General features: G+C 72.8%; 23 protein-coding genes. 15 read left to right on the top strand and 8 right to left on the bottom strand.

The window, feature by feature from the left end; genetic code table 11:
• The first annotated feature begins 285 nt into the window (after positions 1–285).
• Both ABTW95_RS12520 and ABTW95_RS12515 read left to right on the top strand, forming a co-directional pair.
• Positions 286–921, top strand: a complete 636-nt coding sequence (locus ABTW95_RS12520; RefSeq protein WP_500226299.1) for a DUF4328 domain-containing protein — start codon at positions 286–288, stop codon at positions 919–921.
• Positions 922–1,029: 108 nt separating this feature from the next.
• Positions 1,030–2,394, top strand: coding sequence for an alkaline phosphatase PhoX (locus ABTW95_RS12515; RefSeq protein ID WP_500226298.1), 1,365 nt, complete (start codon positions 1,030–1,032; stop codon positions 2,392–2,394).
• Between the two features lie 11 nt (positions 2,395–2,405).
• Here ABTW95_RS12515 and coaA read toward each other — a convergent pair whose 3' ends face one another.
• Positions 2,406–3,347: a type I pantothenate kinase gene (gene coaA / locus ABTW95_RS12510; protein WP_500226297.1), complete on the bottom strand. Its 942-nt coding sequence runs from the start codon at positions 3,345–3,347 to the stop codon at positions 2,406–2,408.
• Positions 3,348–3,466: 119 nt separating this feature from the next.
• On the opposite strand from coaA, the gene glmS reads away from it, so the two are divergent.
• Complete coding sequence (glmS, locus tag ABTW95_RS12505) at positions 3,467–5,311, top strand: glutamine--fructose-6-phosphate transaminase (isomerizing) (RefSeq protein WP_500226296.1); 1,845 nt, start codon at positions 3,467–3,469, stop codon at positions 5,309–5,311.
• 210 nt (positions 5,312–5,521) lie between these two features.
• Here glmS and ABTW95_RS12500 read toward each other — a convergent pair whose 3' ends face one another.
• The 3 genes from ABTW95_RS12500 to ABTW95_RS12490 all read right to left on the bottom strand — a co-directional run bounded on the left by ABTW95_RS12500 (position 5,522) and on the right by ABTW95_RS12490 (position 7,110).
• A complete protein-coding gene (locus tag ABTW95_RS12500) occupies positions 5,522–5,728 on the bottom strand; it encodes a DUF397 domain-containing protein (protein ID WP_396454167.1) in 207 nt (68 codons plus the stop codon).
• A gap of 259 nt (positions 5,729–5,987) precedes the next feature.
• Complete coding sequence (locus tag ABTW95_RS12495) at positions 5,988–6,359, bottom strand: DUF397 domain-containing protein (RefSeq protein ID WP_396454166.1); 372 nt, start codon at positions 6,357–6,359, stop codon at positions 5,988–5,990.
• Positions 6,250–7,110 (bottom strand): helix-turn-helix domain-containing protein, encoded by an 861-nt coding sequence (locus ABTW95_RS12490; protein WP_396454165.1) that lies wholly within the window; start codon positions 7,108–7,110, stop codon positions 6,250–6,252. The genes ABTW95_RS12495 and ABTW95_RS12490 overlap by 110 nt, the downstream gene beginning before the upstream one ends.
• Before the next feature lie 226 nt (positions 7,111–7,336).
• Here ABTW95_RS12490 and ABTW95_RS12485 point away from each other — a divergent pair, with 226 nt between their 5' ends.
• The 8 genes from ABTW95_RS12485 to tsaD all read left to right on the top strand — a co-directional run bounded on the left by ABTW95_RS12485 (position 7,337) and on the right by tsaD (position 15,492).
• Positions 7,337–8,800, top strand: a complete 1,464-nt coding sequence (locus ABTW95_RS12485; RefSeq protein ID WP_500226295.1) for an NAD(P)H-hydrate dehydratase — start codon at positions 7,337–7,339, stop codon at positions 8,798–8,800.
• A 150-nt stretch (positions 8,801–8,950) separates the two neighbouring features.
• Entirely contained in the window at positions 8,951–10,075 is a 1,125-nt protein-coding gene (gene alr, locus ABTW95_RS12480) for an alanine racemase (protein ID WP_500226294.1), read from the top strand.
• Positions 10,076–10,086: 11 nt separating this feature from the next.
• On the top strand, positions 10,087–11,169 hold the full coding sequence (locus tag ABTW95_RS12475; protein WP_500226293.1) for an alpha/beta fold hydrolase: 1,083 nt from the start codon (positions 10,087–10,089) through the stop codon (positions 11,167–11,169).
• A 35-nt stretch (positions 11,170–11,204) separates the two neighbouring features.
• Positions 11,205–11,636, top strand: a complete 432-nt coding sequence (gene tsaE / locus ABTW95_RS12470) for a tRNA (adenosine(37)-N6)-threonylcarbamoyltransferase complex ATPase subunit type 1 TsaE (protein WP_396446711.1) — start codon at positions 11,205–11,207, stop codon at positions 11,634–11,636.
• Positions 11,637–11,764: 128 nt separating this feature from the next.
• Positions 11,765–13,108 carry a hypothetical protein gene (locus tag ABTW95_RS12465; protein ID WP_500226292.1) on the top strand — a complete coding sequence of 448 codons (1,344 nt, stop codon included), beginning with the start codon at positions 11,765–11,767 and terminating at the stop codon, positions 13,106–13,108.
• Between the two features lie 193 nt (positions 13,109–13,301).
• Entirely contained in the window at positions 13,302–13,970 is a 669-nt protein-coding gene (tsaB, locus tag ABTW95_RS12460; RefSeq protein ID WP_500226291.1) for a tRNA (adenosine(37)-N6)-threonylcarbamoyltransferase complex dimerization subunit type 1 TsaB, read from the top strand.
• Positions 13,967–14,461 (top strand): ribosomal protein S18-alanine N-acetyltransferase, encoded by a 495-nt coding sequence (rimI, locus tag ABTW95_RS12455; protein ID WP_500226290.1) that lies wholly within the window; start codon positions 13,967–13,969, stop codon positions 14,459–14,461. The genes tsaB and rimI overlap by 4 nt, the downstream gene beginning before the upstream one ends.
• Entirely contained in the window at positions 14,461–15,492 is a 1,032-nt protein-coding gene (gene tsaD / locus ABTW95_RS12450; RefSeq protein ID WP_396446710.1) for a tRNA (adenosine(37)-N6)-threonylcarbamoyltransferase complex transferase subunit TsaD, read from the top strand. The genes rimI and tsaD overlap by 1 nt, the downstream gene beginning before the upstream one ends.
• Positions 15,493–15,497: 5 nt before the next feature.
• Here the strand turns inward: tsaD and ABTW95_RS12445 are convergent, their stop codons facing one another.
• From ABTW95_RS12445 to ABTW95_RS12435, 3 genes are all read right to left on the bottom strand, one after another.
• Positions 15,498–16,415: a phosphotransferase family protein gene (locus ABTW95_RS12445; protein ID WP_396446695.1), complete on the bottom strand. Its 918-nt coding sequence runs from the start codon at positions 16,413–16,415 to the stop codon at positions 15,498–15,500.
• 189 nt (positions 16,416–16,604) lie between these two features.
• Positions 16,605–18,254, bottom strand: coding sequence for an apolipoprotein A-IV repeat region-like domain-containing protein (locus ABTW95_RS12440; RefSeq protein WP_396446694.1), 1,650 nt, complete (start codon positions 18,252–18,254; stop codon positions 16,605–16,607).
• Positions 18,255–18,869: 615 nt separating this feature from the next.
• Complete coding sequence (locus ABTW95_RS12435) at positions 18,870–20,084, bottom strand: THUMP-like domain-containing protein (protein WP_396446693.1); 1,215 nt, start codon at positions 20,082–20,084, stop codon at positions 18,870–18,872.
• Positions 20,085–20,320: 236 nt separating this feature from the next.
• Between ABTW95_RS12435 and groES the strand changes: the two genes are divergently transcribed.
• The 4 genes from groES (at position 20,321) to ABTW95_RS12415 (ending at position 24,078) form a co-directional block, all read left to right on the top strand.
• Positions 20,321–20,629 (top strand): co-chaperone GroES, encoded by a 309-nt coding sequence (groES, locus tag ABTW95_RS12430; RefSeq protein ID WP_067629509.1) that lies wholly within the window; start codon positions 20,321–20,323, stop codon positions 20,627–20,629.
• Between the two features lie 85 nt (positions 20,630–20,714).
• Positions 20,715–22,340, top strand: a complete 1,626-nt coding sequence (gene groL / locus ABTW95_RS12425) for a chaperonin GroEL (RefSeq protein ID WP_396446692.1) — start codon at positions 20,715–20,717, stop codon at positions 22,338–22,340.
• Between the two features lie 299 nt (positions 22,341–22,639).
• The gene (locus ABTW95_RS12420) at positions 22,640–23,332 is read left to right on the top strand and encodes a sigma-70 family RNA polymerase sigma factor (RefSeq protein ID WP_396446691.1); all 693 of its coding nucleotides are present in this window, start codon (positions 22,640–22,642) and stop codon (positions 23,330–23,332) included.
• Positions 23,329–24,078 (top strand): hypothetical protein, encoded by a 750-nt coding sequence (locus ABTW95_RS12415; RefSeq protein ID WP_500226289.1) that lies wholly within the window; start codon positions 23,329–23,331, stop codon positions 24,076–24,078. Before ABTW95_RS12420 ends, ABTW95_RS12415 begins: the two co-directional genes overlap by 4 nt.
• Before the next feature lie 14 nt (positions 24,079–24,092).
• On the opposite strand, the gene ABTW95_RS12410 is transcribed toward ABTW95_RS12415, so the two are convergent.
• Positions 24,093–24,482 carry a DUF5319 domain-containing protein gene (locus tag ABTW95_RS12410; protein ID WP_131944990.1) on the bottom strand — a complete coding sequence of 130 codons (390 nt, stop codon included), beginning with the start codon at positions 24,480–24,482 and terminating at the stop codon, positions 24,093–24,095.
• Between the last annotated feature and the right edge of the window lie 75 nt (positions 24,483–24,557).

Here is a 24,557-nt window from a genome sequence, read left to right as displayed (position 1 = left end):
ATGTACCGGTGATACCGCCCGCCCCCGATCCGGCGTGGGTGAATCACTCGATTGCGACCAGCGGCAACTGATCCAGACTACGAACAGGCCCTAGCGCGGCGCGGCCTCGCGGAGCCCGGCGCGGGCGAGCGGGCCGGGGCGGCGGCGGAAACCGGCGCGGGTCACCTGCCGGTGACCGGGCCCCGGTGACCCGTCGTCACGGGGTTGTGATCATGATGCGCTTCCGCCGGTGCGTTCCGGTCGAGCAGGCTCGGGGGGCGATCCCCCGAGCCCGCTGGAGCAGAGATGGCCAACCCTCCCCACCCGCCCTACGCGCCGCCGGCGGCCGACGTGCTCCAGGCGCCGCGCACCGCCATGATCGTCGCGGTGACGGCGCTCGGCGCCAACGTCCTGGTGCTGAACGTCCTCGCGCTGCTGGCCGCGATCAACCTGATCCGCGACGGTGCGGCGCTCTCTTCGGGAACGCTCTCCACGGCGCAGGTCCTGCAGTTCCTGCCGCTCCTGGCCGCCGCCGTCGCCGTGATCGTGTGGCTGTGGCGGGCCCGGACGAACGCCGACGTCATCAACGAGCTCCCCGACACCTGGGGACGGCCCTGGGTGATCTTCGGGTGGGTCGTGCCGATCATCAGCTTCTGGGTGCCGCGCAGCATCGTCGGCGGCGTCTGGTACGCGAGCGCGCCGCCCGGCCGGTCGGGCTGGGCGGTGAACGCGTGGTGGGCGGCCTGGCTCGTGTACCTGCTGGGGTCGCGGGTCCTGAGCCTGCAGGAGGCCGGCGGCGTCGGCAGCGCCATGTTCCCGGTCGTCTGCGAGATCGGCGCCGTCGCGGCGCTGCTCGCGATGCTGGTCGTCTGGCGCATCACGGTCTTCCAGGAGGCGCAGGCGGTCCGCATCCGCGACGCGATCGCCGCACCGCCCGCCTGACGCTCGATCCGCGGCCCGCCGACGTGTGCGGGCAGCCCGTCGATGTGACGCGTGTTACAACGGCTGGAAGGGTCTTTTGGATCGTTCCAGATCAGGGAGTGCGCACCCATGTCAGTCACGCGCCGCCGACTCCTGGCGGGGACGGGCGCGGCGGGGGCGGGCATCGCCTTCGCCGGCGCCGTCGAGCAGCTGTTCGCCGGGAGCGCCGCCGCCGCGCCCGCCGGCCGCCACGACGGGTACGGCCCGCTCGTGCCCGACCCGGACGGCCTGCTGGACCTGCCGCGCGGGTTCCGGTACACCGTCCTGTCCCGGGAGGGCGAGCCGCTGCGCTCCGGGGAGGGCCCGGTGCCGAGCCACTGCGACGGCATGTCGGCCTTCCCCGGGCGCCGCGGCCGGACGTGGCTCGTCCGCAACCACGAGAACCGCCCGGACGCCGAGTACCGGGTGCCGCCGGTCGGCGGCGTCACCTACGACCCCGGGGGCCTCGGCGGCTGCACCGCGCTGGAGGTCGACGAGGCCGGGCGGGTCCACACCGAGCGCGTCGCCATCGCCGGGACGGCCGTCAACTGCGCCGGCGGCCCGACGCCGTGGCACACCTGGCTGACCTGCGAGGAGACCGAGGACAAGGCCGGCGTCAACGGCTACACCAAGGACCACGGGTTCATCTTCGAGGTCGACCCGTACCACCGGCGCACCGTCCCGGAGCCGCTCACCGCGATGGGGCGCTTCCAGCACGAGGCGATCGCCGTCGACCCCCGCGACGGCACCGTCTACGAGACCGAGGACGCCTTCGAGAAGCCGTTCGGGCTGTTCTACCGGTTCCTGCCGGAGAACCCCCGCGGCGGGTTCGGCAGCCTCCGCGCCGGGGGGCGCCTGGAGGCCCTGTGCGTCCCCGGCGTCCCGGACCTGTCCGTCGTGCCGGAACCCGGCACCGTGTTCCGCCGCGTGGAGTGGAAGAAGGTGCCCGACCCGCTGGCGAAGGAGACCGCGATCCGGTTCCAGGACTTCGGCCCCGGCGGCATCACGCACGCGCAGAAGCTGGAGGGCTGCTACTGGGGCGGCGACCGCGTCTACTTCGTGTCGAGCTTCGCGAAGACGGCGGACGGCTCCCGCGCCGACCACTTCGGGCAGGTGTGGTCGTACGAGCCGCGCCACCGCCGGCTGACCCTCGTCATCGTGTTCGGGCCCGGCACCGGCGCCCAGAAGCCCGGCGAGTCGCCCGACAACATCTGCCTGGCGCCGCAGGGCGGCCTGATGGTGTGCGAGGACGGCGGCGGAGCCCAGCACGTGTTCGGCGTGTCCCGCCGCCGGAAGGTCTACGCGATGGCGCGGAACAGGCAGAACATCGGCACCGGGGATGAGCCCGGATGGGGCGAGTTCGCCGGCGTCACCTTCTCCCCGGACGCCCGCACGATGTTCGTCAACGTCTACGAACCGGGCACGACGTTCGCCATAACCGGCCCCTGGCGCTAGCCGAGAACCGGTCAGATGCGGCGGAGGCGGACTCGCTGGACGCTGTGGTCGCGGCCCTTGTGGAGGACGAGGGTGGCGCGGGCGCGTGTCGGGAGGATGTTGGAGACGAGGTTGATCTCGTTGACGTCGCGCCAGACGCGCTGGGCGAAGGCGGCGGTCTCGTCCTCGTCGAGTTCGTGCGCGTACTTGTGGAAGTAGGAGCGCGGGTCGGTGAAGGCGGTGCGGCGCAGCGCGAACAGGCGGTCGATGTACCACTGCCGGATGTCCTCGACCCGCGCGTCCACGTAGATGGAGAAGTCGAAGAAGTCGGAGACGCCCAGGGTGCCGGGCGGGGGCGCCTGCAGGACGTTCAGCCCTTCGACGATCAGGATGTCGGGCCGCCGGACGGTCTGCGACGCGTCCGGGACGATGTCGTACTCCAGGTGCGAGTACACCGGGATCGACGCCTCCTCCGCGCCCGCCTTGATGGAGGAGACGAACCGGACGAGGGCGCGGCGGTCGTAGGACTCGGGGAAGCCCTTGCGGTCCATGAGCCCGCGCTCGGAGAGCACGGCGTTCGGGTACAGGAAGCTGTCGGTCGTCACCAGTTCCACGCTCGGGTGCTCCGGCCAGCGGGCCAGCAGCGTGCGCAGCAGTCTGGACGTGGTGGACTTGCCGACCGCGACGCTGCCCGCCACGCCGATGATGAACGGCGTCGGGCGCACCTCGCCGCCGAGGAACGCGCTGACGGTGTCGCGGAGCCGCCAGTCGCCCAGGAAGAACAGGTTGAGCAGCCGGGACAGCGGCAGGTAGACCTCCTCGACCTCGGTGATGTCGATCGGGTCCTTCAGGCCGCGCAGCGCCTCCAGCTCACCGGGCGTGAGCGGCAGCGGCGTGTTCTCGCGCAGGCCGCGCCAGGCGTCGCGGGGGAGTTCCACGTAGGGGCTCGGCACGCTGTCCCATCCGTCCGTCATGGCTGAACACTACGGGGCCGTTCAGCGGGTCACCGGGTTTCGCGGCCGTTCACGGTAGCGATGCCTTCTGCGCCGTCCGCGGGTGGGTCCTGGCCGGGACAGCGAATAGAGTTGCCGCCATGTGCGGAATCGTGGGGTACGTAGGGGGGCGGCCGGCGCTCGACGTCGTCGTCGAGGGCCTGGCGAGGCTGGAGTACCGCGGCTACGACTCGGCCGGGGTGGCCGTGCTGGCCGACGGGAAGCTGGCGACGGCGAAGCGCGCGGGCAAGCTCGGCAACCTCCGGGGGGCGCTGGAGGAGGAGCCGCCGCCGGCGGGGACGCTCGGCATGGGGCACACCCGGTGGGCGACGCACGGCCCGCCCAACGACCGCAACGCGCACCCGCACGTCGACTGCACGGGATCCGTCGCGGTGATCCACAACGGGATCATCGAGAATTTCGCCGCGCTGCGCGCCGAGCTGGAGGAGGGCGGGCACGGGCTGGTGTCCGACACCGACACCGAGGCCGTCGCGCACCTGCTGGAGGACGAGCTGAAGGCGGGCGGGGGGCTCGCCGACGCCATGCGCCGCGTCTGCCGGCGGCTGGAGGGCGCGTTCACGCTCGTGGCCGTGCACAGCGGCGACCCCGACCTCGTGGTCGGGGCGCGGCGCAACTCGCCGCTCGTCGTCGGCGTGGGGGACGGGGAGAACTTCCTCGCCAGCGACGTCGCCGCGTTCATCGCGCACACCCGCGACGCGATCGAGCTCGGCCAGGACCAGGTCGTCGAGCTGCGCGCCGGCGATGTGACGGTCACCGACTTCGAGGGCCGCCCCGCCGAGGTGAAGGAGTACCACGTCGACTGGGACGTGTCCGCCGCGGAGAAGGGCGGCTACGACTACTTCATGCTCAAGGAGATCGCCGAGCAGCCGCGCGCCGTCGCCGACACGCTGCTCGGCCGGATCGGCTCCGACGGCCGCCTGCACCTGGACGAGATGCGCATCTCCGACCGGGAGCTGCGCGAGGTCGACAAGATCATCATCGTGGCGTGCGGCACCTCGTACCACGCGGGCCTGATCGCCAAGTACGCGATCGAGCACTGGGCGGGGCTGCCCTGCGAGGTGGAGCTGGCCAGCGAGTTCCGCTACCGCGACCCGATCCTGTCGCCGGCGACGCTGGTCATCGCGATCTCCCAGTCGGGCGAGACGATGGACGCGCTGATGGCCGTCCGGCACGCCCGCGAGCAGAAGGCCAAGCTGCTCGGCATCTGCAACGTCAACGGCTCCACGCTGCCGCGCGAGTGCGACGGCGTCCTGTACACGCACGCCGGGCCGGAGATCGCGGTCGCGTCCACCAAGGCGTTCCTCACCCAGCTCGTCGCCGTCTACCTCATCGCGCTGTACCTGGCGCAGGTGCGCGGCACCAAGTGGGGGGACGAGGTGTTCGCCATGGTGCAGCTGCTGGAGCGGATGCCGGAGAAGGTCGACAAGGTCCTGGAGACCATGGAGCCGGTCCGCGAGCTGGCCCGGTCGCTGTCGGGCGAGCACTGCGTGCTGTTCCTCGGCCGCCACGTGGGCTTCCCGGTGGCGCTGGAGGGCGCGCTGAAGCTCAAGGAGCTCGCCTACATGCACGCCGAGGGCTTCGCCGCCGGCGAGCTGAAGCACGGCCCGATCGCCCTCATCGAGGAGAACCTGCCGGTCGTCGTGGTGGTGCCGCCGCGGGCGCGGGACGTCCTGCACGACAAGATCGTCTCGAACATCCAGGAGATCCGGGCCCGCGGCGCGCGGACGATCGTGATCGCCGAGGAGGGCGACGAGTCCGTCGAGCCGTACGCGGACACGCTGATCAGCGTCCCGCCCGTCCCGACGCTGCTGCAGCCGCTCGTCACGACCGTCCCGCTGCAGGTGTTCGCGTGCGAGCTGGCCACCGCGAAGGGGCACGACGTCGACCAGCCCCGCAACCTCGCCAAGTCCGTCACCGTCGAATAGCCCGCGTGCCGCCCCGGCCCCGCGGCCGGGGCGGCCCCGCCCGTTCGCGGACGGCCCGCAAGGCGCCGGTCAGGGACGTGCGCTGTCCGCCTCCCGGTCTTCCGGCCCTAATGCGGATAACGGTCCAGGAAATCGTGCTCGGATGCAATTCTCGCGCCGTTGTGAGAATCTCAGGCCGGTGTAATTTGCAGTGTCGGTTTCAGTGCGCGTTCAGGGGCGGTCGAAACGGCCGGCCTTGGCGGCCTCGGTGAACGCGCGCCATTCGGCCGGGCCGAAGTCGAGGCGGGCGGAGGCGTCCTCGGTGTCCCGTACGGATATGTCGCCGCCCGCGAACCGGGCGACCTCGACGCAGCCGTTGCTGGCGCCGCATCGGGTGCTCCTTCGCCACTGGTCGGGCGGTGTCGCGTGGAAACTCATTCCGGCTCCCTGCATCGAAAGTTGCATCGAACTCGGCCGCGCTGCCGGTGCGTCAAGCACACGGTAACAAGATCGCAAAAAACGCCTGATCACGAACGGGTGGCGCGGTACCCGTGTGACAGGCGCGGCGAGGTAGGGCCAGAGTTTCCGGTGAGGTGGCGAAGAGCCGGGTCTGGCGTGGGGACCCGGCCCGTCCGGCGTGTCCTCCGCCCGGCCCTCGTGAGGCGGCGGAGGGGCTCAGCGGCGCTTCAGCGCCGCGTCATCGAAGCAGGTCGAATTCGCCGTTCTTGGCGCGGTCCAGGAAGTCCCGCCACTCTCCGTGCGAGAACGACAGGACCGGGCTCTGCGTACCGTGCTTGGCGTCGCGTGCCCCAATGGAAGGGGACGAACCGGCCAGTGCGGCGATTTCGACGCAGGTGTTACTCGCCCCGCAGTGGGCGCTTCTCCTCCAGTGCGGAGCAGGAGTGGCGAAAGGGGACACTCGGTGCCTTTCACAAGGATTGAGCCGCTTAGCGGACCCGTCACCAGGCGTCTTTGGCCGCGGCGATGCGGCGCCGGGATTCGTCGGCGTCCAGCGCCTGGCCCGCCAGGCTTGAATAGGCGAGCCTGTACATATAGGTAACAGCCTCATCCGCGAAGTGGCTGATTGTCAGGGATTCGACGTGCACGATATCAGGGAAAACGATGTCATGCACAGGTGAGAATTCCAGAAGGATAAACGTTTCGGCCAACACCGAGTGTGCGACCCCGAGGGGCAGGATCTGCACGTTCACGTTGGGCAGCTCGGTCATCCGGCAGAGATGTTCGAGCTGCTCCCGCATGACCTTCTGATCGCCGATCAGGCGCTGCAGAACCGACTCGTCGAGCACCGCCGACAGTTCCAGCGGGCGGGGGCCCTCCAGCAGGGCGCGGCGCCGCATGCGCACTTCCAGCCGGCGTTCCAGTTCCTGCGGGGGCAGCGTGGCGAGGTCGCTCCAGCCCCCGATCACGTGCCGCGCGTAGTCCTCCGTCTGCAGCAGCCCGGGAAAGACCGTGCTGCCCCATTCCCGGGCGGCCGTGGCCTCGGACTCCAGCGCGATGAAATCGGCGAGGGGGCTCGGCAGGTCGCGGTACTCCTCCCACCAGCCGCGCTGCGCGGCGTCGTGCGCCAGGGAGATCAGGTCGTCGTGGCGGGGGCCGTCGACCTCGTACAGCTCCAGCAGGCGCCGCACGTCGCCGATCTTCGCGCCGGTGCGGGCGTTCTCGATGCGGCTGACCTTGGCGGTGGACCAGGCGAGCCGCTCGGCGACCTCGTCCCCGGTGAGACCCCTGCGCTCGCGCAGCCTCCGGAGCTCGGCGGCGAGCCGCCGCTGCCGGACGGAGGGACCTCGGGAAGTGCTCATTGCTCGGGCCTCTCCAGTCCCGGCGGACTGATCTGGGCGTATTCTGCCGCACCCGGTGCCGCGGAAGCGAATACCCGGGAGCGGTTGAGCAAGATTCTACGGCCGATGATTCTCTTGCGCACCTGACACCGAAACTTGCAATGCAACCTGCAAATGCAGGGCGGGCAGGGTTGCGGGGCGCATTCCCGTGGCACGCTAAGTGTGTGATCGACATGGGGAGCCGGTGATGAGGTACGCGCACGAGGTCGGCAAGGTGCGGGCGGCGGAGCGGGCCCTGATGGCGCGGCTCCCGGACGGCGCCCTCATGCAGCGCGCCGCCGCCGGCCTGGCCTCCGTCTGCGCCCGCCTCCTGCCCGCCGTGTACGGGTCCCGGGTCGTCCTGCTCGCCGGCGGAGGCGACAACGGCGGCGACGCCCTCTACGCCGGGGCCCGGCTCGCCCGGCGCGGCGCCCGGGTGCACGCCGTCCAGGCCGGATCCAGGATCCACGAAGGCGGCCTCGCCGCCCTGCGCGCCGCCGGGGGGCGCCTCCTCAGCGGCGGCGAGGAGGCCGCCGTCACCGGCGCCGACCTGATCATCGACGGCCTCACCGGCATCGGCGGCAGCGGCGGGCTGCGCGAGCCGCACGCCCGGTACGCCGCGCTCGCGTCCGAGTCCGCCGGCCTCGTCGTCGCCTGCGACGTGCCGAGCGGGGTGGACGCGAGCACCGGCCGCGTCGACGGGGCCGCCGTCCACGCCGACGTCACCGTCACCTTCGGGACGTACAAACCGGGGCTTCTCATCGATCCCGGAGCGTCCCACTGCGGAGTGGTCGAACTGGTCGACATCGGACTCGGCCCCGACCTGCCCGACCCCGACGTCGTCGCGCCCCGCCCCGCGGACGTCCAGCCCCCGGCGCCCGGCCCCGAGTCCGACAAGTACCGGCGCGGCGTGGTCGGCATCCTCGCGGGCGGCGACGAGTTCACCGGCGCGGCCGTCCTGTGCACCGGCGGGGCGGTGCACGGCGGCGCCGGAATGGTCCGCTTCGCCTCGGTCGCGCACCCGGTGGAGCTCGTCCGGCACCGCTGGCCGGAGGCCGTCACCACGGTCATCGAACCGGGCCCGAAGGCCCTCGAACGCGTCGGGCGCGTCCAGGCGTGGGTCGCCGGCCCCGGCCTCGGCACGGACGACGCCGCCGAGAGCCTCCTCGAAGCGGTCCTGGCCACCGACCTGCCCGTCCTCGTGGACGCCGACGGCCTCACCGTCCTGGCGCGCCGCCGCGACCTGCTGCGCCGCGCCGCGCCGACCGTACTCACCCCGCACGCGGGCGAGCTGTCCCGGCTGATCTCGGCCGGGCGCGAGGACATCGAGGCGGCCCGCCTCGACCACGTCCGCCGCGCCGCGGCGGAGCTCTCCGCGACCGTGCTGCTGAAGGGCTCGACGACCCTGATCGCGGAGGCCGACCGCCCCGTCCGGGTGAACCCGACCGGCACCCCGCGCCTGGCGACGGCCGGCACGGGCGACGTCCTCTCCGGACTGATCGGCGCCCTCCTGGCCGGCGGCATGCCCGCCATGGACGCGGCCGCCGCCGGCGCCTACCTGCACGGCCTGGCCGCCCGGCTCGCGGCCGCGCCCGACCCCGGCGCGGAGTCGCCCATCAGCGCCGGCGACGTGATCGAAGCGCTCCCGGCCGCCTTCCGCACCGTGACCTAGGGCTCCGCGCCCCGGCCGCCGCCGGACGAACCGAGAGTCGGGCGTATGCGTCCTATTGGACGTGGAGCGCCGCGGGAGCGCTCACCGGCGTGACCGTGACCTGGGCGATGTGCTCCGGGCACGGTGAACGGAGCGGCACACTTGGGTGTCATGAGGGTTCCTGCGGAGGCGCGCGTCGATCTCGGCGCCATCGGCGACAACATCGGGCTGCTGCGCGAGCACGCCCGGGGCGCCGAGGTCATGGCCATGGTGAAGGCCGAGGCGTACGGGCACGGGCTGGTCGAGGCCGCGCGGGCCGCGCTCGCCGGCGGCGCGACGTGGCTCGGGGTCGCGAAGCTGGCCGAGGCGCTGCGGCTGCGGGACGCGGGCCTCACCGTACGGACGCTGGTGACCCTCGGCGTCCCCGGCGAACCGTACGAGGAGGCCGTCGCGCGGGACGTCGACCTCACCGTGGGCGCGGTCTGGCTGCTGGACGAGGTCGTCCGGGCGGCGGAGCGGGCCGGGCGGCAGGCCCGGGTGCACCTCAAGGCCGACACCGGGATGTCGCGGGGCGGGGTGAGCGGCGCCGACTGGGAGGCGCTGGTCGACGCGGCGCTCGAGGCCGAGGCCGCCGGGCGGGTGCGGGTCGCCGGGGTCATGTCGCACTTCGCGTGCGCGGACGAGCCGGGCCATCCCTCGGTCGCGGCGCAGCTGGACGCCTTCACCGAGATGGTCGCGCACGCGGAGAAGGCGGGGGCGCGGTTCGAGGTCCGGCACCTGGCGAACTCGGCGGCGACGCTGACCCTCCCGGAGGCGCGGTTCGACCTCGTCCGGCCCGGCATCGCGACGTACGGGCTGACGCCCGTGCCGCGGCTCGGGACGTTCGGGCTGCGGCCCGCGATGACGCTGGTGGCGGACGCGGCGCTGGTCAAGCGTGTCCCGGCAGGTCGCGGAGTGTCGTACGGTCACACGTACACCACGCGCACCGCCACGAACCTGGCCGTAGTGCCCGTGGGGTACGGCGACGGGATCCCCAGGCACGGATCCAACCTCCTGGAGGTCCTCGCGGGCGGGCGCCGCAGGACGATCGCCGGACGGGTCTGCATGGACCAGTTCGTCATCGACCTGGGCGACGACCGGCTGTCGGCGGGTGACGAGATCATCCTGTTCGGGCCGGGCGACCGGGGCGAGCCGACCGCGCAGGAGTGGGCGGACGCCCTGGGGACGATCTCCTATGAGATCGTCACCCGCATCGGGTCCCGGGTGCCGAGGGCGTATCCGGGACGGGCGCTGTAGGGGGCGCGTGCATGGACGACAGGAGCAGGCGCAGGCTCGGCGTGGCCGGCGTGGTCGCGGGGGTCGGCGCTGCGGGCGTGGGCGCGGCCGTGGGGCTGCGGCACTTCGCCGTCGGCCGGGTCCGGCTGCGGCCCGACCCGGACGCGGACGAGCCCTTCGGCGAGCTGCGCGGGCGGGCGCTGACCGTCGAGGCCGACGACGGCGTCCCGCTGCACGTGGAGGTCGACGGCCCGGACGACGCCGACCTCACCGTGGTGTTCTGCCACGGATACACCCTCAACCAGGACGCGTGGCACTACCAGCGCCGAGACCTGCGCGGATCGGTGCGCATGGTGTTCTGGGACCAGCGCAGCCACGGCCGGTCCGGCCGCGGGAGCCTGGAGCGCGCGACGATCGAGCAGACCGGCGACGACCTGCGCGCCGTGCTGGAGGCGGTGACCGGGCCGGACGCGCCCGTCGTCCTCGCCGGGCACTCGATGGGCGGGATGTCGATCATGGCGCTGGCCGACCGGCACCCCGAGCTGTTCGACCGGCGGGTGGTGGGCGTCGCGCTCGTCAACACCTCGTGCGGCGACCTGGCGGAGATGACGCTCGGGCTGCCGCTGGTGCTGGCGAAGGTCGTCCGGCCGCTCGCGCCCGGCACGCTGCGCGGCCTCGGGCGCCGCGCCGACCTCGTGGAGCGGGCGCGCGGGCTGGGCGCCGACCTCGCGTTCGTCGTCACCCGGAAGATGGCGTTCGCCGACAAGTACGTCAGCCCGTCCGTCGTCGACTTCCTGGAGCAGATGATCCGGGCGACGCCGATCGACGTGATCGCCGAGTTCTACCCGGCGCTGATGGGCCACGACAAGGCGGCCTGCCTCGACGTCCTGCGCGACGTGCCCGCGGTGGTGCTGGCCGGCGGCCGCGACCGGCTGACCCCGGTCGAGCACTCGCGCCGCATCGCGGCGGCGCTGCCCGACGCGGAGCTGGTAGAGGTGGAGGTGGCCGGGCACGTGCTGCCGCTGGAGTACCCGGGGGTGGTGACCGGCGCGCTGCGGCGGCTGATCGCCCGCGTCCGCCCCGGCTACGAGCAGGAGGAGGAGCGCACCGCGTGAACGCGATCACCGTCGCCGTGCCCACCGCGGCGGACATGCACGACCTGGGGGTGCGGCTGGCCGGCCTGCTCCGGGCGGGCGACCTGCTCGTGCTGACCGGGCACCTCGGCGCGGGCAAGACGACGCTCACGCGGGGGATCGGCGAGGGCCTGAAGGTGCGCGGCCCGATCACCTCGCCGACGTTCGTCATCGCGCGGGTGCACCCCTCGCTCGCCGGCGGGCCGCCGCTGGTGCACGTGGACGCGTACCGACTGGGCGGTTTCGCGGAACTGGACGATCTCGATCTCGACGCGTCCGTCGCCGAATCGGTGACGGTCGTGGAATGGGGGGAAGGGCTCGCGGAGGGTCTCGCCGAGGACCGCCTGGAACTGATCATTTCGCGCGGGGACGGGCCGGGCGAGGAACGCGAAGTAAGGATCGTCGGGGTCGGTCATCGCTGGTCCGACCTGGAACTCAACGCCGGATGAGGCCCCGCGGGCAACTTCAGCGGTTTTTGCCATCCGGGATGGACCACTTTACGGCTACATGTCGTACTCTTTGCCGGAACAAGCCTCACCTAGACGACATATCGATTTCCTAACGGGAGTGGGAACCGGTGAGTGGTAGCCATCGCAGCGGTAGTGACCGCGACAGCTACCGCGGTTCGGGCGGTGGCCAGGGGCCAGGCGGCGGTTACCGGCCGGACGGCGGTGGATACGGCACGGGCGGCGACGAGTACGGGCGGTACCCGGACCGGGACCCCGGCCGCACCGCGGGAACCGGCGGTTACCCGACCGGCGGTTACCCGACCGGCGGCTATGAGACCGCCGGTTACGAGAGCGGCGGATACGGGGCCGGCGGATACACGTCCGGGCAATCGTCCGGGCAATCAGGTAGCGCCCCCTACCAGAGGGAGAGCGGCCCCTATCAGCGGGACTCCGGCGGCTACCGTCCCGAGACCGGTTCCTACCGTCCCCAGACGGGCGCCTACCGGCCGGAGCAGGGCTCGTACCAGCAGGACACCGGCTCCTACCGGCGTGAGAGCCCCTACCAGCGGGACAGCGGCCCCTACCAGCGCGAGACCGGCCCGTACCAGACGGGCAGCGGCGGCTACCGGTCCGACAGCGGCGGCTACCGGTCCGACAGCGGGGGCTACCGGTCGGACAGCGGCGGCTACGGGACCGACACCGGCGGCTACCGCACCGGTGGCGGCGGCCGCCGCCGGGCCGACAGCGGCGGCTACCGCACCGGCAGCCACCGGGTGGTGCGCGACCGCGCCGGCGGGCGGCGCTGGGGCGTCATCCTCGGCGGCATCGTCGCCGGTGTCGGCGTCTGCGTCCTCGCGGTCGTCGTCATCCTGGGCGGCGTCGGCGCGAGCGGCGACAAGGACGGCGGCGGCATCGTCGGCAGCGGCGCCGCCGACAGCTCTCCGACGGCGAAGGGCGAGCGCGCCGTCGTGCCCGACTCCTGCACGATCATCGGCAAGGACCTCACCGACCGGCTGGCGCCGGGCTCCGAGCGCACCCAGGCCGACAACTACCAGAGCAGCGAGCGGCAGAACCAGTGCGTGTGGGGCGCCTACGCGGGCGACACCAAGCGGCAGCTCACCGTGGAGCTCCGCGCGATCGCCGGCACCGCCGACCAGACGCCCACCGACGTCGCCGCCAAGACGTTCACCTCCGAGCGCGCCGCCGACGAGTCCGGCAAGGCGCTGCTCCCCGGCCAGAAGCTCACCGAGAAGAAGCGCCTCCAGGACATCGGCGACGACGCCTACGTCGTCTACAGCGTGGACGACAAGCAGGGCGCGGGCGAGGCCATCAGCAACGTGCGGGTCGCGAACACCCTGGTCACGATCCACTACTCGGGCTCCAACGACGGCGACCCGCTCTCGTCCAAGGCCGCGACCGACGGCGCCACCGAGGTCGCCAAGGCCGTGATCCAGGCGCTCGCCCAGGGCTGAACCACCGGCCCGGCTCGAACACCGCCGACTGAACCCGCCGACTGAACCCGCCAACTGAACCCGCCAACTGAACCCGCCAATCGAACCCGCCGGCCGAACCCGCCGATCGAACCACCGCCAGGCTGAACCCCTCCGAGCTGAACCCTTCCGGGCTGAACCAGCGGAGCCCACCTGACCGGTAGGCTTACAACCCGTGCTGGTGCTGGCTTTCGATACCGCGACCGCCGCGATCACCGTGGCGCTGTACGAGTGGATCCCCGGTGAGGGCGCCGTGCCGCGCGGCGTCGCGGAGGCCGTCGACCGGCGGCGGCACACCGAGCTGCTCACCCCGTCCATCGCGCAGGTCATGGCCGAGGCCGGGGCGGCTCCGGACGACCTGAGCGCGATCGCCGTCGGCGTCGGGCCCGGCCCCTACACCGGGCTGCGCGTCGGGCTCGTCACCGCCCGCTCCATGGGCGGCGCCCTGAGCATCCCCGTCCACGGCGTGTGCACGCTGGACACCATCGCCTGGGCCACCGGCCGCGACCAGCCGTTCGTCGTCGCGACCGACGCCCGCCGCAAGGAGGTCTACTGGGCGCGGTACGACTCGGCCCGGGTGCGCGCCACCGAACCCGCCGTGGGCCCCCCGCAGGACGTCCCGCAGGGGCTGCCCGTCGTCGGCGAGGGCGCGGCCCTCTACCCGGACGTCCTCGGCGACTCCGGCCACGAGCCCCTGCTGCCGAGCGCCGGCGCCCTCGCCGACCTGGCGATCGCCCGCCTGGCCGGCCTCAAGGGCCCCCCGCTGCTCCCGCCGGAGCCGCTCTACCTGCGCAGGCCGGACGCGAAGGAACCGGGCCCGCGCAAGAAGGTGACCCCGGCATGACCGATGTCGTCGTCCGGCCCATGACGGACGCGGACCTCCCGGCCGTCCACCGGCTGGAGCGGGTCCTCTTCCCGGAGGACGCCTGGAGCGAGGAGATGCTGCGCGGCGAGCTCGCCGAGCAGCCGCGCACCCGGCACTACGTCGTCGCCGAGGAGCCCGGCGGCGAGATCGTCGGCTACGCGGGCCTCGCCGCGGCGGGCGGGCAGGCCGACGTGCAGACCATCGGGGTGCGCGCCGACCGCCGCAAGCACGGCATCGGCGCGGCGCTGCTCACCGAGCTGCTGAACGAGGCGGTCCGCCGCAACAGCGAGGCGGTGTTCCTGGAGGTCCGCGCCGACAACGACCCCGCGCACCGCCTCTACGAGCGGTTCGGATTCGTCAAGGTCGGCCTCCGCAGGCGCTACTACCAGCCCTCGAACGTGGACGCGATCGTGATGAGCCGCCCGCTCACCCGCCGTCCGCCCATGGGCTTCAACCGGGAGACGCGATGATGCGCGACGAGCCGCTGGTGCTCGGGATCGAGACGTCGTGCGACGAGACCGGAGTCGGGATCGTGCGCGGCACCACGCTGCTGGCGGACGCCATCGCCTCCAGCGTCGACCAGCACGCCCGCTTCGGCGGCGTGGTGCCTGAGGTGGCGTCGCGCGCGCACCTGGAGGCGATGGGGCCGACCGTCGAGCGCGCGCTCGCGGACGCCGGGGTGAAGTTCACCGACGTGGACGCGTTCGCCGTCACCGCCGGCCCGGGGCTGCCGGGCGCGCTGATGGTCGGCGTCGCCGCGGCGAAGGCGTACGCGCTGTCGCTCGGCAAGCCGCTGTACGGCGTCAACCACCTGGCCGCGCACGTGTGCGTCGACCAGCTCGAACACGGCCCGCTGCCGAAGCCCTGCGTGGCGCTGCTGGTGTCCGGCGGCCACTCGTCGATCCTGCTGGTGCCGGACGTGGCGGGCGACGTCCGCTCGCTCGGCGGCACCGTCGACGACGCGGCCGGGGAGGCGTTCGACAAGGTCGCGCGGGTCCTCGGCCTCGGCTTCCCCGGCGGGCCGGTCATCGACCGCATGGCCCGCGAGGGCGACCCCGCCGCGATCGCGTTCCCGCGCGGCAAGTACAACGACGGCACCTACGACTTCTCGTTCTCCGGCCTGAAGACGGCCGTCGCCCGCTGGGTGGAGGCCAGGGAGCGCACCGGCGAGCCCGTCCCGGTGCCGGACGTGGCCGCGTCCTTCCAGGAGGCCGTCGTCGACGTCCTGACGCAGAAGGCGCTGAAGGTCTGCAAGGACAACGGCGTCCGCGACCTGCTGATCGGCGGCGGCGTCGCGGCCAACTCCCGCCTGCGCGCCCTCGCCGCCGAACGCTGCGAGGCGGCCGGGGTGCGGCTGCGCGTCCCGCGCCCGAAGCTGTGCACCGACAACGGCGCGATGGTCGCCGCCCTGGGCTCCGAGCTGGTCGCCGCCGGCGCGGCCCCGTCCGACCTGGAGCTTCCGGCCGACTCCAGCCTGCCCGTGGAGACGGTCACCCTCTGACGGTGCTAGCACTCCGCCAGCAGGGAGGCGAGGTAGTCCTCGAAGAGGGGGACCTTGGCCTCGTCCATCGTGTGCTCCTCGGTTTCGGGGAGCAGGTCGAGGAGGCAGCGGACGTCCCAGTACGGGTCGTGGACGTGGCCGCCGGAGACCTGGTCGAAGGCGGATAGGAAGCGGTCGGCGACCGGGACGCCGTAGCGCAGCGCGAGGCCGCGGCGCATGCAGGCGATGTCGGCGGCGGCGGGCCCGGATGAGGCGTCCGACCAGTCGACGACGCCGGTGAGCTTGCCGTAGGACCACAGCGTGTTGTCGGCGTGGTAGTCGCGGTGGATGAAGCGGACGGGCGCCTCCGGGGCGGGCCGGGCGGCGACCTCGAAGGCGCGCTCCCACAGGTCGGGGCGCAGCGCGTGCTTGGGCGGGCGGCGCACGTCGAGCCGGTTGTGCGGGACGTACGGGGGCATGGTGGACGCGCCGTTCAGGGCGTGCACCGCGAGCAGCGCGGCGGCCAGCTGGATGAGGTACTCGGGCAGGTCGTCGGGGGACGGCCGGGGCGGGTGCCCGGCCAGCCGGGTGATGAGCAGGGCGGGGACGTCGCAGTAGGCGCCGGCGGGGTCGGCGGCCACGAGGGCCGGGGTGGGGATCTCGCAGCCGGCGAGGAGCGCCAGCGCGGCGATCTCCCGCTCGGGGGAGAAGTCGGGCGAGGAGGTGCGGCTCGTCCAGCGGCGCAGGACGAGGCGGTGGGCGCTGCCCGCGCCGCTCTCCACGAGCAGGGCGTGGTTGGCGTGCGAGGTGCCGCCGGCGAGCGGGCGCACCATGCGGATCTCGGCGCCGGCGCCGAGGCACTCCTCCACCCAGCGCAGGGTGGGGTGGCCGGGTGGGGCGCCGGTCGGCAGGCAGGGAGCCGGTGTGCGAGTCACCTGATCCATGAAAACGGATTCCGAAGGGTATTGGGAGTGATTTTGCGAAGACGGAACGTAACAGAATGCACGTCAACGGCGCGGTCCGGCGGAGCATCTTCGGTCGTCGCGGGCGGTTCCCGGACGAACGCCACGGATTCCGCGGGGTATCCGGAGGAGTCCGGGTGGGGCCCGCGCGGCCCCACCCGGTGAGACCGGTCAGTCCTTGGGGTCGCGGCGCGGGCGCAGCAGCGCCTCGGCGAGGGCGAGCATCGTCTCCTCCAGGGTGGACAGCCGCTTGAGCACGTCCTCGTGCACGGCGTTGACCTGCTTGGAGACCTCGTCGTGGACCCCGTCGACCTTGCGGCCGACCTCGTTCTCGACGTGCAGGAAGCGCTTGGCGAACTCGGCCTGCGCGGCGTCGGCGCGCCGCCCGGCCTCGTCCTGCATGCTCTCCACGCGGCGCGCGAACTCCGCCTGCACGCCGCCGACCTGCCGCGCGACGTCCTCCTGCATGTTGCCGACCTGCTTGGCGACGTCCTCGTGGATGCTGCCGACCTGCCGGGTGACGTCCTCGTGGATGTCGCCGATCCGCTTGCCGAAGTCGTCGTGCACGCCGCTGACCTGCCGCGTCACCTCGGTGTGCACGGACTCGACCTGCTTGGCGACGTCGGCGTGCACCGACTCGACGCGGCGGGAGACGATGTCGACCTGCGCGGTGAACTCCTCCAGTGCGCCGTCGACCCGCTTGGCGACCTCCTCGTGGATGGTGTCGATGCGCTTGCGGACGTCCTCGTGCACGTCCTCGAACCGGCGGGAGAACTCGTCCATGCGCTTGGCGACGTCGCTGTAGGCGGTCTCGGCGATCTGCGACATGGTCGCCTTGACCTCGTCGCGGTCGGGCCGGGCGCGCAGCTCCTCGATCAGCGGGTCGACCGCCTCGGCGAGGTGCTTCTCCAGCGCGTCGAACCGGTCGCCGTACTCGGCCGCGGGACGCTGCGCGAGGTCGCGCAGCATGCGGTGCAGCTCGGCGATCTCCAGCGTGGCGGGCAGCCGGCCGATGCGCTCGCCGACCCCGTCGATGCGGCCGTCGAGGCTCTCGAACCGCCCGTCCAGGCCCTCCAGCTTGCCGGACAGCCCTTCGAGCCGGCCGTCCACGCCGTCCAGCCGCCCGTCCAGCCCGTCGAGCCGGCCGCCGACGCCCTCGACCCGGCCGTTGACCGCCTCAAGACCCTGCTCCATCCGCTCGGCCATCTCGCCGAGCGACTGGTCGACCCGCGCCGTGACCCCGTTGATCGAATGCTCCAGCCGCTCGGACCGGTGCCCCAGCTCGGCGAGCGACTTGTCCAGCCGGTTGAAGCGGACGGACGCGGCCTCCATGCTGCCCTGGAGCTTGTCCAGCCGCTTGGTCATCTCGTCCATGCGCTGGGACGCCTGCTGCGTGGCGTCGGTGATCTGCTGCGCCGAGTCGAGGACGGCCTGGATGCGGGTCAGGCCCTCGTCGACGTTCTCCGCGACGACGCCCACATCGGCCCACAGCGCGGGCAGCTCGGCGACGGGCTTGACCCGCTCGCCGAACGACTCGATGTGCTCGGCCAGTCCTTCGGCCCATTCCGGGGGCTTGCCCGACAGCTCGTCCACCTGCCCGCGGACGCTCTCGAGCTGCCCGGTCAGCCCGCTGAGCTCCCGCTCGCGGACCTCGCGGAGCAGCCACTCCATGCCTTCCAGCCGCTGGCGAATCTCGTCCAGGACCTGACCCTGTGAGCGCTGTTCATAGACGTGGTCCTGCGCCGCACGGGCGAGCAACTCCCGCATCCGATCCGAGACCGGTTGACCCCCCGTCTGCAGGAAGTTGTGATTCGTTTCCACCCGATGCTCCTTCGTGTGCCGGCGCGACGAAATGACGCACGGCAAATGAATCTGTGAGATGGCCACTGTAGTGCGTGTAGACGACCGCTAAAACGGGTAGCAGAGAAGATTGTGAGTTCTGCGGAATGCGCCTGTTATCCAGCTGGGGTGAATAGCGAGAAATAGCCGGGTGCGAGGCTGTTCTCACGTTTCGCGGCAATCGCGATGATCGTGGGGATGCGCCGGTGGTGTACGGCGGCCCGGCGCGGCGCCGTGTCCGTACATCTCGTCCAACATCCGCAGTTCCCGCTCCGCCGCTGAACCCCGACGGCCGCCGCGTGCGGCGGGGGCGCGCCGCCGCGCGGCGGGCGGCGGCCCCATTTCGGAGGGTATTTCGTGGCGCCGAAGTGCCCGCCGCTGAACCTGGCTTGGCGTTTCCGGGAGCGCCGGTCCGCGATCGCCGATTCGCGGCGGCCGCCGCGCCCTTGCCGGGCGCCCGCAATCCCTGGTGGACGCGATGCCGGAAAACGCCGATGATTTGCACCGCCGTGGCGCGTCGCCCGGTCCGGCTTGGCGTTGCCCGCCGGGCGGAAGATCTTTGGGCACGGTTGCCGGCCGGCCGCCGCTCCAGGCGGGTCAGGGCGCCTGGACGGGACGGGCGAGGAGGGCGACCGGGGCGCGCCCGACCCGCGTCGCCACCAGCGTCAGCTCCGCGCCGCCGCGGCCGGACCCGCGCCCGCCGAACCCGAGGTCGCGCCGCAGCCGGTCGGGGTCGACGGCCGAGCCGCGCTTCTTGACGGTCAGCGCGCCGACGCCGCGGCGCCGCAGCTCGGCGCGCAGGCGCTTCACGGAGAACGGCAGCACGTCCTCTATCTCATAGGCGGAGGCGAACGGCGTCGGGCACAGCCGGTCGGACGTGATGTACGCGATGTGCGGGTCGGCGAGCCCGCCGCCGACCAGCTCCGCCACCTCGCCCACCAGGTGGGCGCGGATCACCGCTCCGTCGGGCTCGTACAGGTAGCGGCCCCACGAGCGCACATCAGGGACGTCCGAGCCGTGCGGGGTCAGCGTCCAGACCTCGGGGTCGGTGTCGGACGAGAGCAGCGTGGCCCGGCGCCCCACGTCCCCTGCGAGCGACCCCAGCCACAGGGCCGCCTCCTTGACGTCGCCGTGGACCGACACCCATTCGGCCTCGGCGCCGTCCGGGACGGCCTCGTGCGGTATGCCGGGGGCGACCTTGACGCATGCGGCGGGCGCCTTCCGCGCGATGTCCAGGACGACGTCGAGCGGCGGCTCGTAGGAGCGAGGGTCGAAGACCCTGCCGCGTGCGCTCCGCCGGCCAGGGTCGGCGAACACTGCGTCGGCCCCGCCCACGGAGGCTTTGGTGGCGTCCCCTATGCGTATAGAAGCGTCGAGTCCAAAGACGGTCACGTTCGCCTGCGCGACCTCCGCCGTCAGGGGGTCGAGCTCCACCCCCTCCCCGGCAAGCCCCGCCCGGCCCCGGGCTATGAGGTCGGCTCCGATGCCGCAGCCCAGGTCGAGCACATACGCGCCGTCCAGATGGGTAGCGAACCGTCGTGCCCTGTGTGCAGCCACGCTCGCACGGGTCGCCTGCTCTAGCCCGGCCGGTGTGAAGTACATGCGGTCGGCGTCCGGACCGAACTTGGCCCGCGCCCGCTCGCGGAGCCGCACCTCGGTGAGCGCGGCCGCGACGAGCGCGGGATCGTGCCGTTCGCGCAGCCGGGACGCCGTCGCGAGCAGCGCGTCATCGCGCACGTCCGCGGCGGCCGCCTCGGCGAGGAGCGCCTGGCCGGACGGTGTGCGCAGGGCCCGGAACGACGCTATGTCCATAGGGCGAAGTTAGCGGCGGGCCAAGTCCGCGCGGTGCGCTCGTGTCCGTGTTGACGGGCTCACGGGCACAGAATAGTCTCCATGTCTGGCACTCTCGTAGTGAGAGTGCCAACAAACAGCGACAAGGTCGGTCTGGCACCCGCGACGGCAGGCCGGTCCAGGGTCGCCTCTTCTGTCACATGTGCTGGCCGGTCACCCGTGGCCGGCCGAGGACCAATCGAAGGGGAGGTCAGATCGTGACGACCGCCACCAAGGTTGTTCTCAAGCCGCTTGAGGACCGCATCGTCGTCCAGCCGCTTGAGGCCGAGACCACCACCGCGTCGGGCCTGGTGATCCCGGACACCGCGAAGGAGAAGCCCCAGGAGGGCACCGTCATCGCGGTGGGCCCGGGCCGTGTCGACGACAAGGGCGAGCGCGTCCCGGTCGACGTCAAGGTCGGCGAGGTCGTGCTCTACAGCAAGTACGGCGGCACCGAGGTCAAGTACAACAACGAGGAGTACCTCGTCCTCTCGGCCCGCGACGTGCTCGCGGTCATCGAGAAGTAGTCATCGAGCCGTGATGCACCCGCCCCGGTCGGCGCCGCCTTCGGCGGGGCTGCCGGGGCGGATCGCGTAATAGAGGAGTATCCGCATGGCGAAGATCCTGGAGTTCGAGGAGGACGCTCGCCGGGCTCTTGAGCGCGGCGTCAACGCCCTCGCGGACGCCGTCAAGGTGACGATCGGCCCGCGCGGCCGCAACGTCGTCATCGACAAGAAGTTCGGTGCGCCGACGATCACCAACGACGGCGTCACCATCGCCCGCGAGGTGGAGCTGGAGGACCCGTACGAGAACCTCGGGGCCCAGCTCGCCAAGGAAGTGGCGACCAAGACCAACGACATCGCGGGCGACGGCACCACCACGGCGACCGTCCTCGCGCAGGCGCTGGTCCGGGAGGGCACCCGCAACGTGGCGGCCGGCGCGTCCCCGCTCGCGCTCAAGCGCGGCATCGACGCGGCCGCCCACTACGTGTCCGACCAGCTGCTGAAGTCAGCCCGCGAGATCGTGGAGAAGGGCGAGATCGCGCACGTCGCCACCATCTCCGCGCAGGACGCGCAGATCGGCGAGCTGATCGCCGAGGCGTTCGAGAAGGTCGGCAAGGACGGCGTCATCACCGTCGAAGAGGCCCACACCATGGGCCTGGAGCTGGAGTTCACCGAGGGCCTCCAGTTCGACAAGGGCTACCTGTCGCCGCACATGGTGACCGACCACGAGCGCATGGAGGCCGTCCTGGAGGACGCCTACGTGCTCATCGTGGACGGCAAGATCTCCAACGTGCAGGAGTTCCTGCCGCTGGCGGAGAAGGTCGCGCAGACCAAGAAGCCGCTGCTCGTGGTGGCCGAGGACGTCGAGGGCGAGGCCCTGGCGCTGCTCGTCGCCAACAAGATCCGCGGGACGTTCACGTCCGTCGCGGTGAAGGCGCCCGGCTTCGGCGACCGCCGCAAGGCGATGCTCGGCGACATGGCCACCCTCACCGGCGGCCAGGTCGTCAGCGAGGCCATCGGCCTCAAGCTCGACTCCATCGGGCTGGAGGACCTCGGCCGCGCCCGCCGCATCACCGTCACCAAGGACAACACCACCATCGTGGACGGTGAGGGCTCCGCCGACGACATCAACGCGCGGATCAACCAGATCAAGGTCGAGATCGAGAACTCCGACTCCGACTGGGACCGCGAGAAGCTGCAGGAGCGCCTGGCCAAGCTGGCCGGCGGGGTCTGCGTGCTGCGCGTCGGCGCCGCCACCGAGGTGGAGCTGAAGGAGAAGAAGCACCGCCTGGAGGACGCCATCTCGGCGACCCGCGCGGCGATCGAGGAGGGCATCGTCTCCGGCGGCGGCAGCGCGCTGGTGCACGTCGCCAAGGAGGGCTTCGACGCGCTCGGGCTGTCCGGCGACGAGGCCACCGGGGCGGACGCCGTCCGCCGCGCGCTGAACGAGCCGCTGCGGTGGATCTCCGAGAACGCCGGCCAGGAGGGCCACGTCGTCGTCTCCAAGGTGCAGGCGCTGCAGGCCGGCCACGGCTACAACGCCGCGACCGGCGAGTACGGCGACCTGATCGCGCAGGGCGTCATCGACCCGGTGAAGGTCACCCGCTCGGCGGTCACCAACGCCGCGTCGATCGCGGGCATGCTGCTCACCACCGAGGCGCTCGTCGTCGACAAGCCGGAGGAGGAGGAGCCCGCCGCCGGCGGTCACGGCCACGGTCACGGCCACGGCCACTGAGTCCTCCCCGCCCGGCCGGGGCCGCCGGCTCCGGGCGGGACAGGGAAGACCGGCCGCGAACGCCGCGGCCCCCGCCCGGTCCCGGGCGGGGGCCGCGGTGCGCCCGCTCCCCGGCCGGGACGGCGTGGAATCGCCGTTATGTTGCTAAATGAGCTATTTGTGGCCCGATGAACTGGTGAAGATTTCGTGACATCGGGCATCCGGGCGAGCGCGCCGCGTAGTATCCCCAGGTTCGTTCCAGCACTGTGACCATTCCGTTGTCTACGACGGGGGAGACACGCCCGGCGGTGCTGGGCATCATGCTTGACGTGACCGAGGGATGCTTCGCCGGGACCATGACCGCGCGCGCTGCCGAACCCTCGGGAGGGCCGGCCCCGCCGGCGCCTCGCGACACCGGCCGCGGAGGACGCGCGCTGCGCGCCGCCGACGCGGCCGGCGGCGATCTCAGGGAGCTGACGAACCTCGCCGTCCAGGGCGACCCGAGCGCCATCGAGGTCCTCATCGCCGAGGTGCGCCCGATGATCGTCCGGTACTGCCGGGCCCGGCTCGGCCGCGTCTCCGGGCAGTACCACATCGCCGACGACGTGGCCCAGGAGGTCTGCATCGCCGTCCTGTCGGCGCTGCCCCGGTACCGGGACATGGGCCGCCCCTTCGCCTCCTTCGTCTTCGGCATCGCCGCGCACAAGATCGCCGACGCGCTGCGCAGCGCGGTCCGCGCCGCGGTGCCCACCGAGGACCTGCCGGACGGCCCCGACGACCGTCCCGGCCCCGAGGAGACGGTGGTCCGCTACATCGAGGCGCAGCGCGCCCGCGACCTGCTGACCCGGCTGCCCGACCACCAGCGCGAGCTGGTGCTGCTGCGGGTCGTCGCGGGGCTGTCGGCCGAGGAGACCGGCAACGTGCTCGGCATGTCCGCGGGCGCGGTGCGCGTCGCCCAGCACCGGGCCCTGGCCCGGCTCCGGGCGATGGCCAGAGAGGAGTCGATCGCTTGACGGAGCGAGGCCCCCTCACCGGCGTCGGGGGCGCCCCGAATCCGGCCGAGCCCTCGCACTCCGGTGACGCGCCGGCCCCGGCGTCCCGGCCGGCCGCGGCCGACCTCGCCGCGGTCCGCCGCACCGACGCGCTCATCGAGTCGCTGGCCGCGCGCCGCGCGCCCGGCTCCGCGGCCCGGGCGGGCGACGACTCCGACCCGGCGGTCCGGCTGCTGCGCGCGCTGATCACCGACGTGGACGAGGGGACCTCCGACCTCGCCCCGCCGGCCCCGTCCGGCCCCGGCCCCCGGCGCCGCGGCCCCCGCACCATCGTCGCGCTGGGCGTGGCGGGCGCCGTCCTCGCCAGCACGGGCGTCGCCGCGGCGGGCGGCGGCGCGGCGGACCGCTCCTCCGTTCCCGCACCGAGCTCGCCGGGGGTCTCGGACCGGGTGGACAAGCCCGCCGCGGACGTCGACGCCGTGACGCACGACCGGGGCCGCCCGCCGGTCCGCCCGGCGCCCGTCGCGGCCGGGAAGCCGTCGCACGACCCCGAGCGCGCGGACATCGCCCGCCTCAAGCGGCGGCTGGAGCACCTGTTCGCGTCCCGGGACCGGCGCGACCGGCCCGACCTGCCCACGGCCGTAACGCGCTCGGCGCCGTCCGCCCGCCCGGAGGCCGACCCGCCCGAAGACGACCTGCGCCGCCGCCTGGACGACCTGCGCCGGGAGGCCGAGAGGCAGGCGAACAACTACAAGAACCCCCGCTAGCCCGGCGCGCCGGGTCAGTTCTCGTCGTGGCCCTCTTCGCTGTCGATCACGCCGTCGACGTAGCCGCGGGCGTACTCCCAGCTCACGTAGTCGACGGGATCGGGGGAGAGGGCGGGTTCGTGCACGCGGGGGAGGCCGGCGTCGAGCAGGTGGCGCAGGTTGCCGTGCAGCAGCTCCCAGTCGATGTAGTGGAGCTTGCCGCAGTCGCCGCAGTCGACGGTGAGCCCGCGCACGCCGAGCGGCTCCAGCAGCGCCCGGAACACCTCCAGGTCGGCGAGGTCGGCCAGCACGTCCTCCCGCTCCGTCACGCTGAGCGGAGCGGCCTCGTCGCCGGGGTCGCCGAGCGCCGCCGCCGGATCCTCCGGGTCTCCGGCGAACGGGTCGAGCGGAGCATCGTCGTGCACACCCCCACGCTACTGCCGGACGCCCCGTAAGGTGCACCCCCCGCTCTTCTCTGTGCGCGAACAGGTGCGCAGCGT

It is taken from the genome of Spirillospora sp. NPDC127506 (assembly GCF_040302145.1).
GTDB lineage: Bacteria > Actinomycetota > Actinomycetes > Streptosporangiales > Streptosporangiaceae > Spirillospora.
The sequence above is the reverse complement of the archived record's forward strand: the minus strand, read 5'-3'. Positions and strand labels throughout refer to the sequence as shown.

Bases quoted from the DNA above. Each gene is read 5' to 3' on its own strand.
- coaA (WP_500226297.1), bottom strand. From the start codon at position 3,347: ATGACGGACGGATGGGACAGCGTGCCGAGCCCCTACGTGGAACTCCCC.
- groL (WP_396446692.1), top strand. From the start codon at position 20,715: ATGGCGAAGATCCTGGAGTTCGAGGAGGACGCTCGCCGGGCTCTTGAG.
- rimI (WP_500226290.1), top strand. From the start codon at position 13,967: ATGACCGATGTCGTCGTCCGGCCCATGACGGACGCGGACCTCCCGGCC.
- tsaE (WP_396446711.1), top strand. From the start codon at position 11,205: ATGCACGACCTGGGGGTGCGGCTGGCCGGCCTGCTCCGGGCGGGCGAC.
- ABTW95_RS12445 (WP_396446695.1), bottom strand. From the start codon at position 16,415: ATGGATCAGGTGACTCGCACACCGGCTCCCTGCCTGCCGACCGGCGCC.
- tsaD (WP_396446710.1), top strand. From the start codon at position 14,461: ATGCGCGACGAGCCGCTGGTGCTCGGGATCGAGACGTCGTGCGACGAG.
- ABTW95_RS12420 (WP_396446691.1), top strand. From the start codon at position 22,640: ATGCTTGACGTGACCGAGGGATGCTTCGCCGGGACCATGACCGCGCGC.
- glmS (WP_500226296.1), top strand. From the start codon at position 3,467: ATGTGCGGAATCGTGGGGTACGTAGGGGGGCGGCCGGCGCTCGACGTC.
- ABTW95_RS12495 (WP_396454166.1), bottom strand. From the start codon at position 6,359: ATGAGGCTGTTACCTATATGTACAGGCTCGCCTATTCAAGCCTGGCGG.
- ABTW95_RS12520 (WP_500226299.1), top strand. From the start codon at position 286: ATGGCCAACCCTCCCCACCCGCCCTACGCGCCGCCGGCGGCCGACGTG.
- ABTW95_RS12435 (WP_396446693.1), bottom strand. From the start codon at position 20,084: ATGGACATAGCGTCGTTCCGGGCCCTGCGCACACCGTCCGGCCAGGCG.
- ABTW95_RS12515 (WP_500226298.1), top strand. From the start codon at position 1,030: ATGTCAGTCACGCGCCGCCGACTCCTGGCGGGGACGGGCGCGGCGGGG.
- alr (WP_500226294.1), top strand. From the start codon at position 8,951: ATGAGGGTTCCTGCGGAGGCGCGCGTCGATCTCGGCGCCATCGGCGAC.
- ABTW95_RS12500 (WP_396454167.1), bottom strand. From the start codon at position 5,728: ATGAGTTTCCACGCGACACCGCCCGACCAGTGGCGAAGGAGCACCCGA.
- ABTW95_RS12475 (WP_500226293.1), top strand. From the start codon at position 10,087: ATGGACGACAGGAGCAGGCGCAGGCTCGGCGTGGCCGGCGTGGTCGCG.
- ABTW95_RS12485 (WP_500226295.1), top strand. From the start codon at position 7,337: ATGAGGTACGCGCACGAGGTCGGCAAGGTGCGGGCGGCGGAGCGGGCC.
- ABTW95_RS12490 (WP_396454165.1), bottom strand. From the start codon at position 7,110: ATGAGCACTTCCCGAGGTCCCTCCGTCCGGCAGCGGCGGCTCGCCGCC.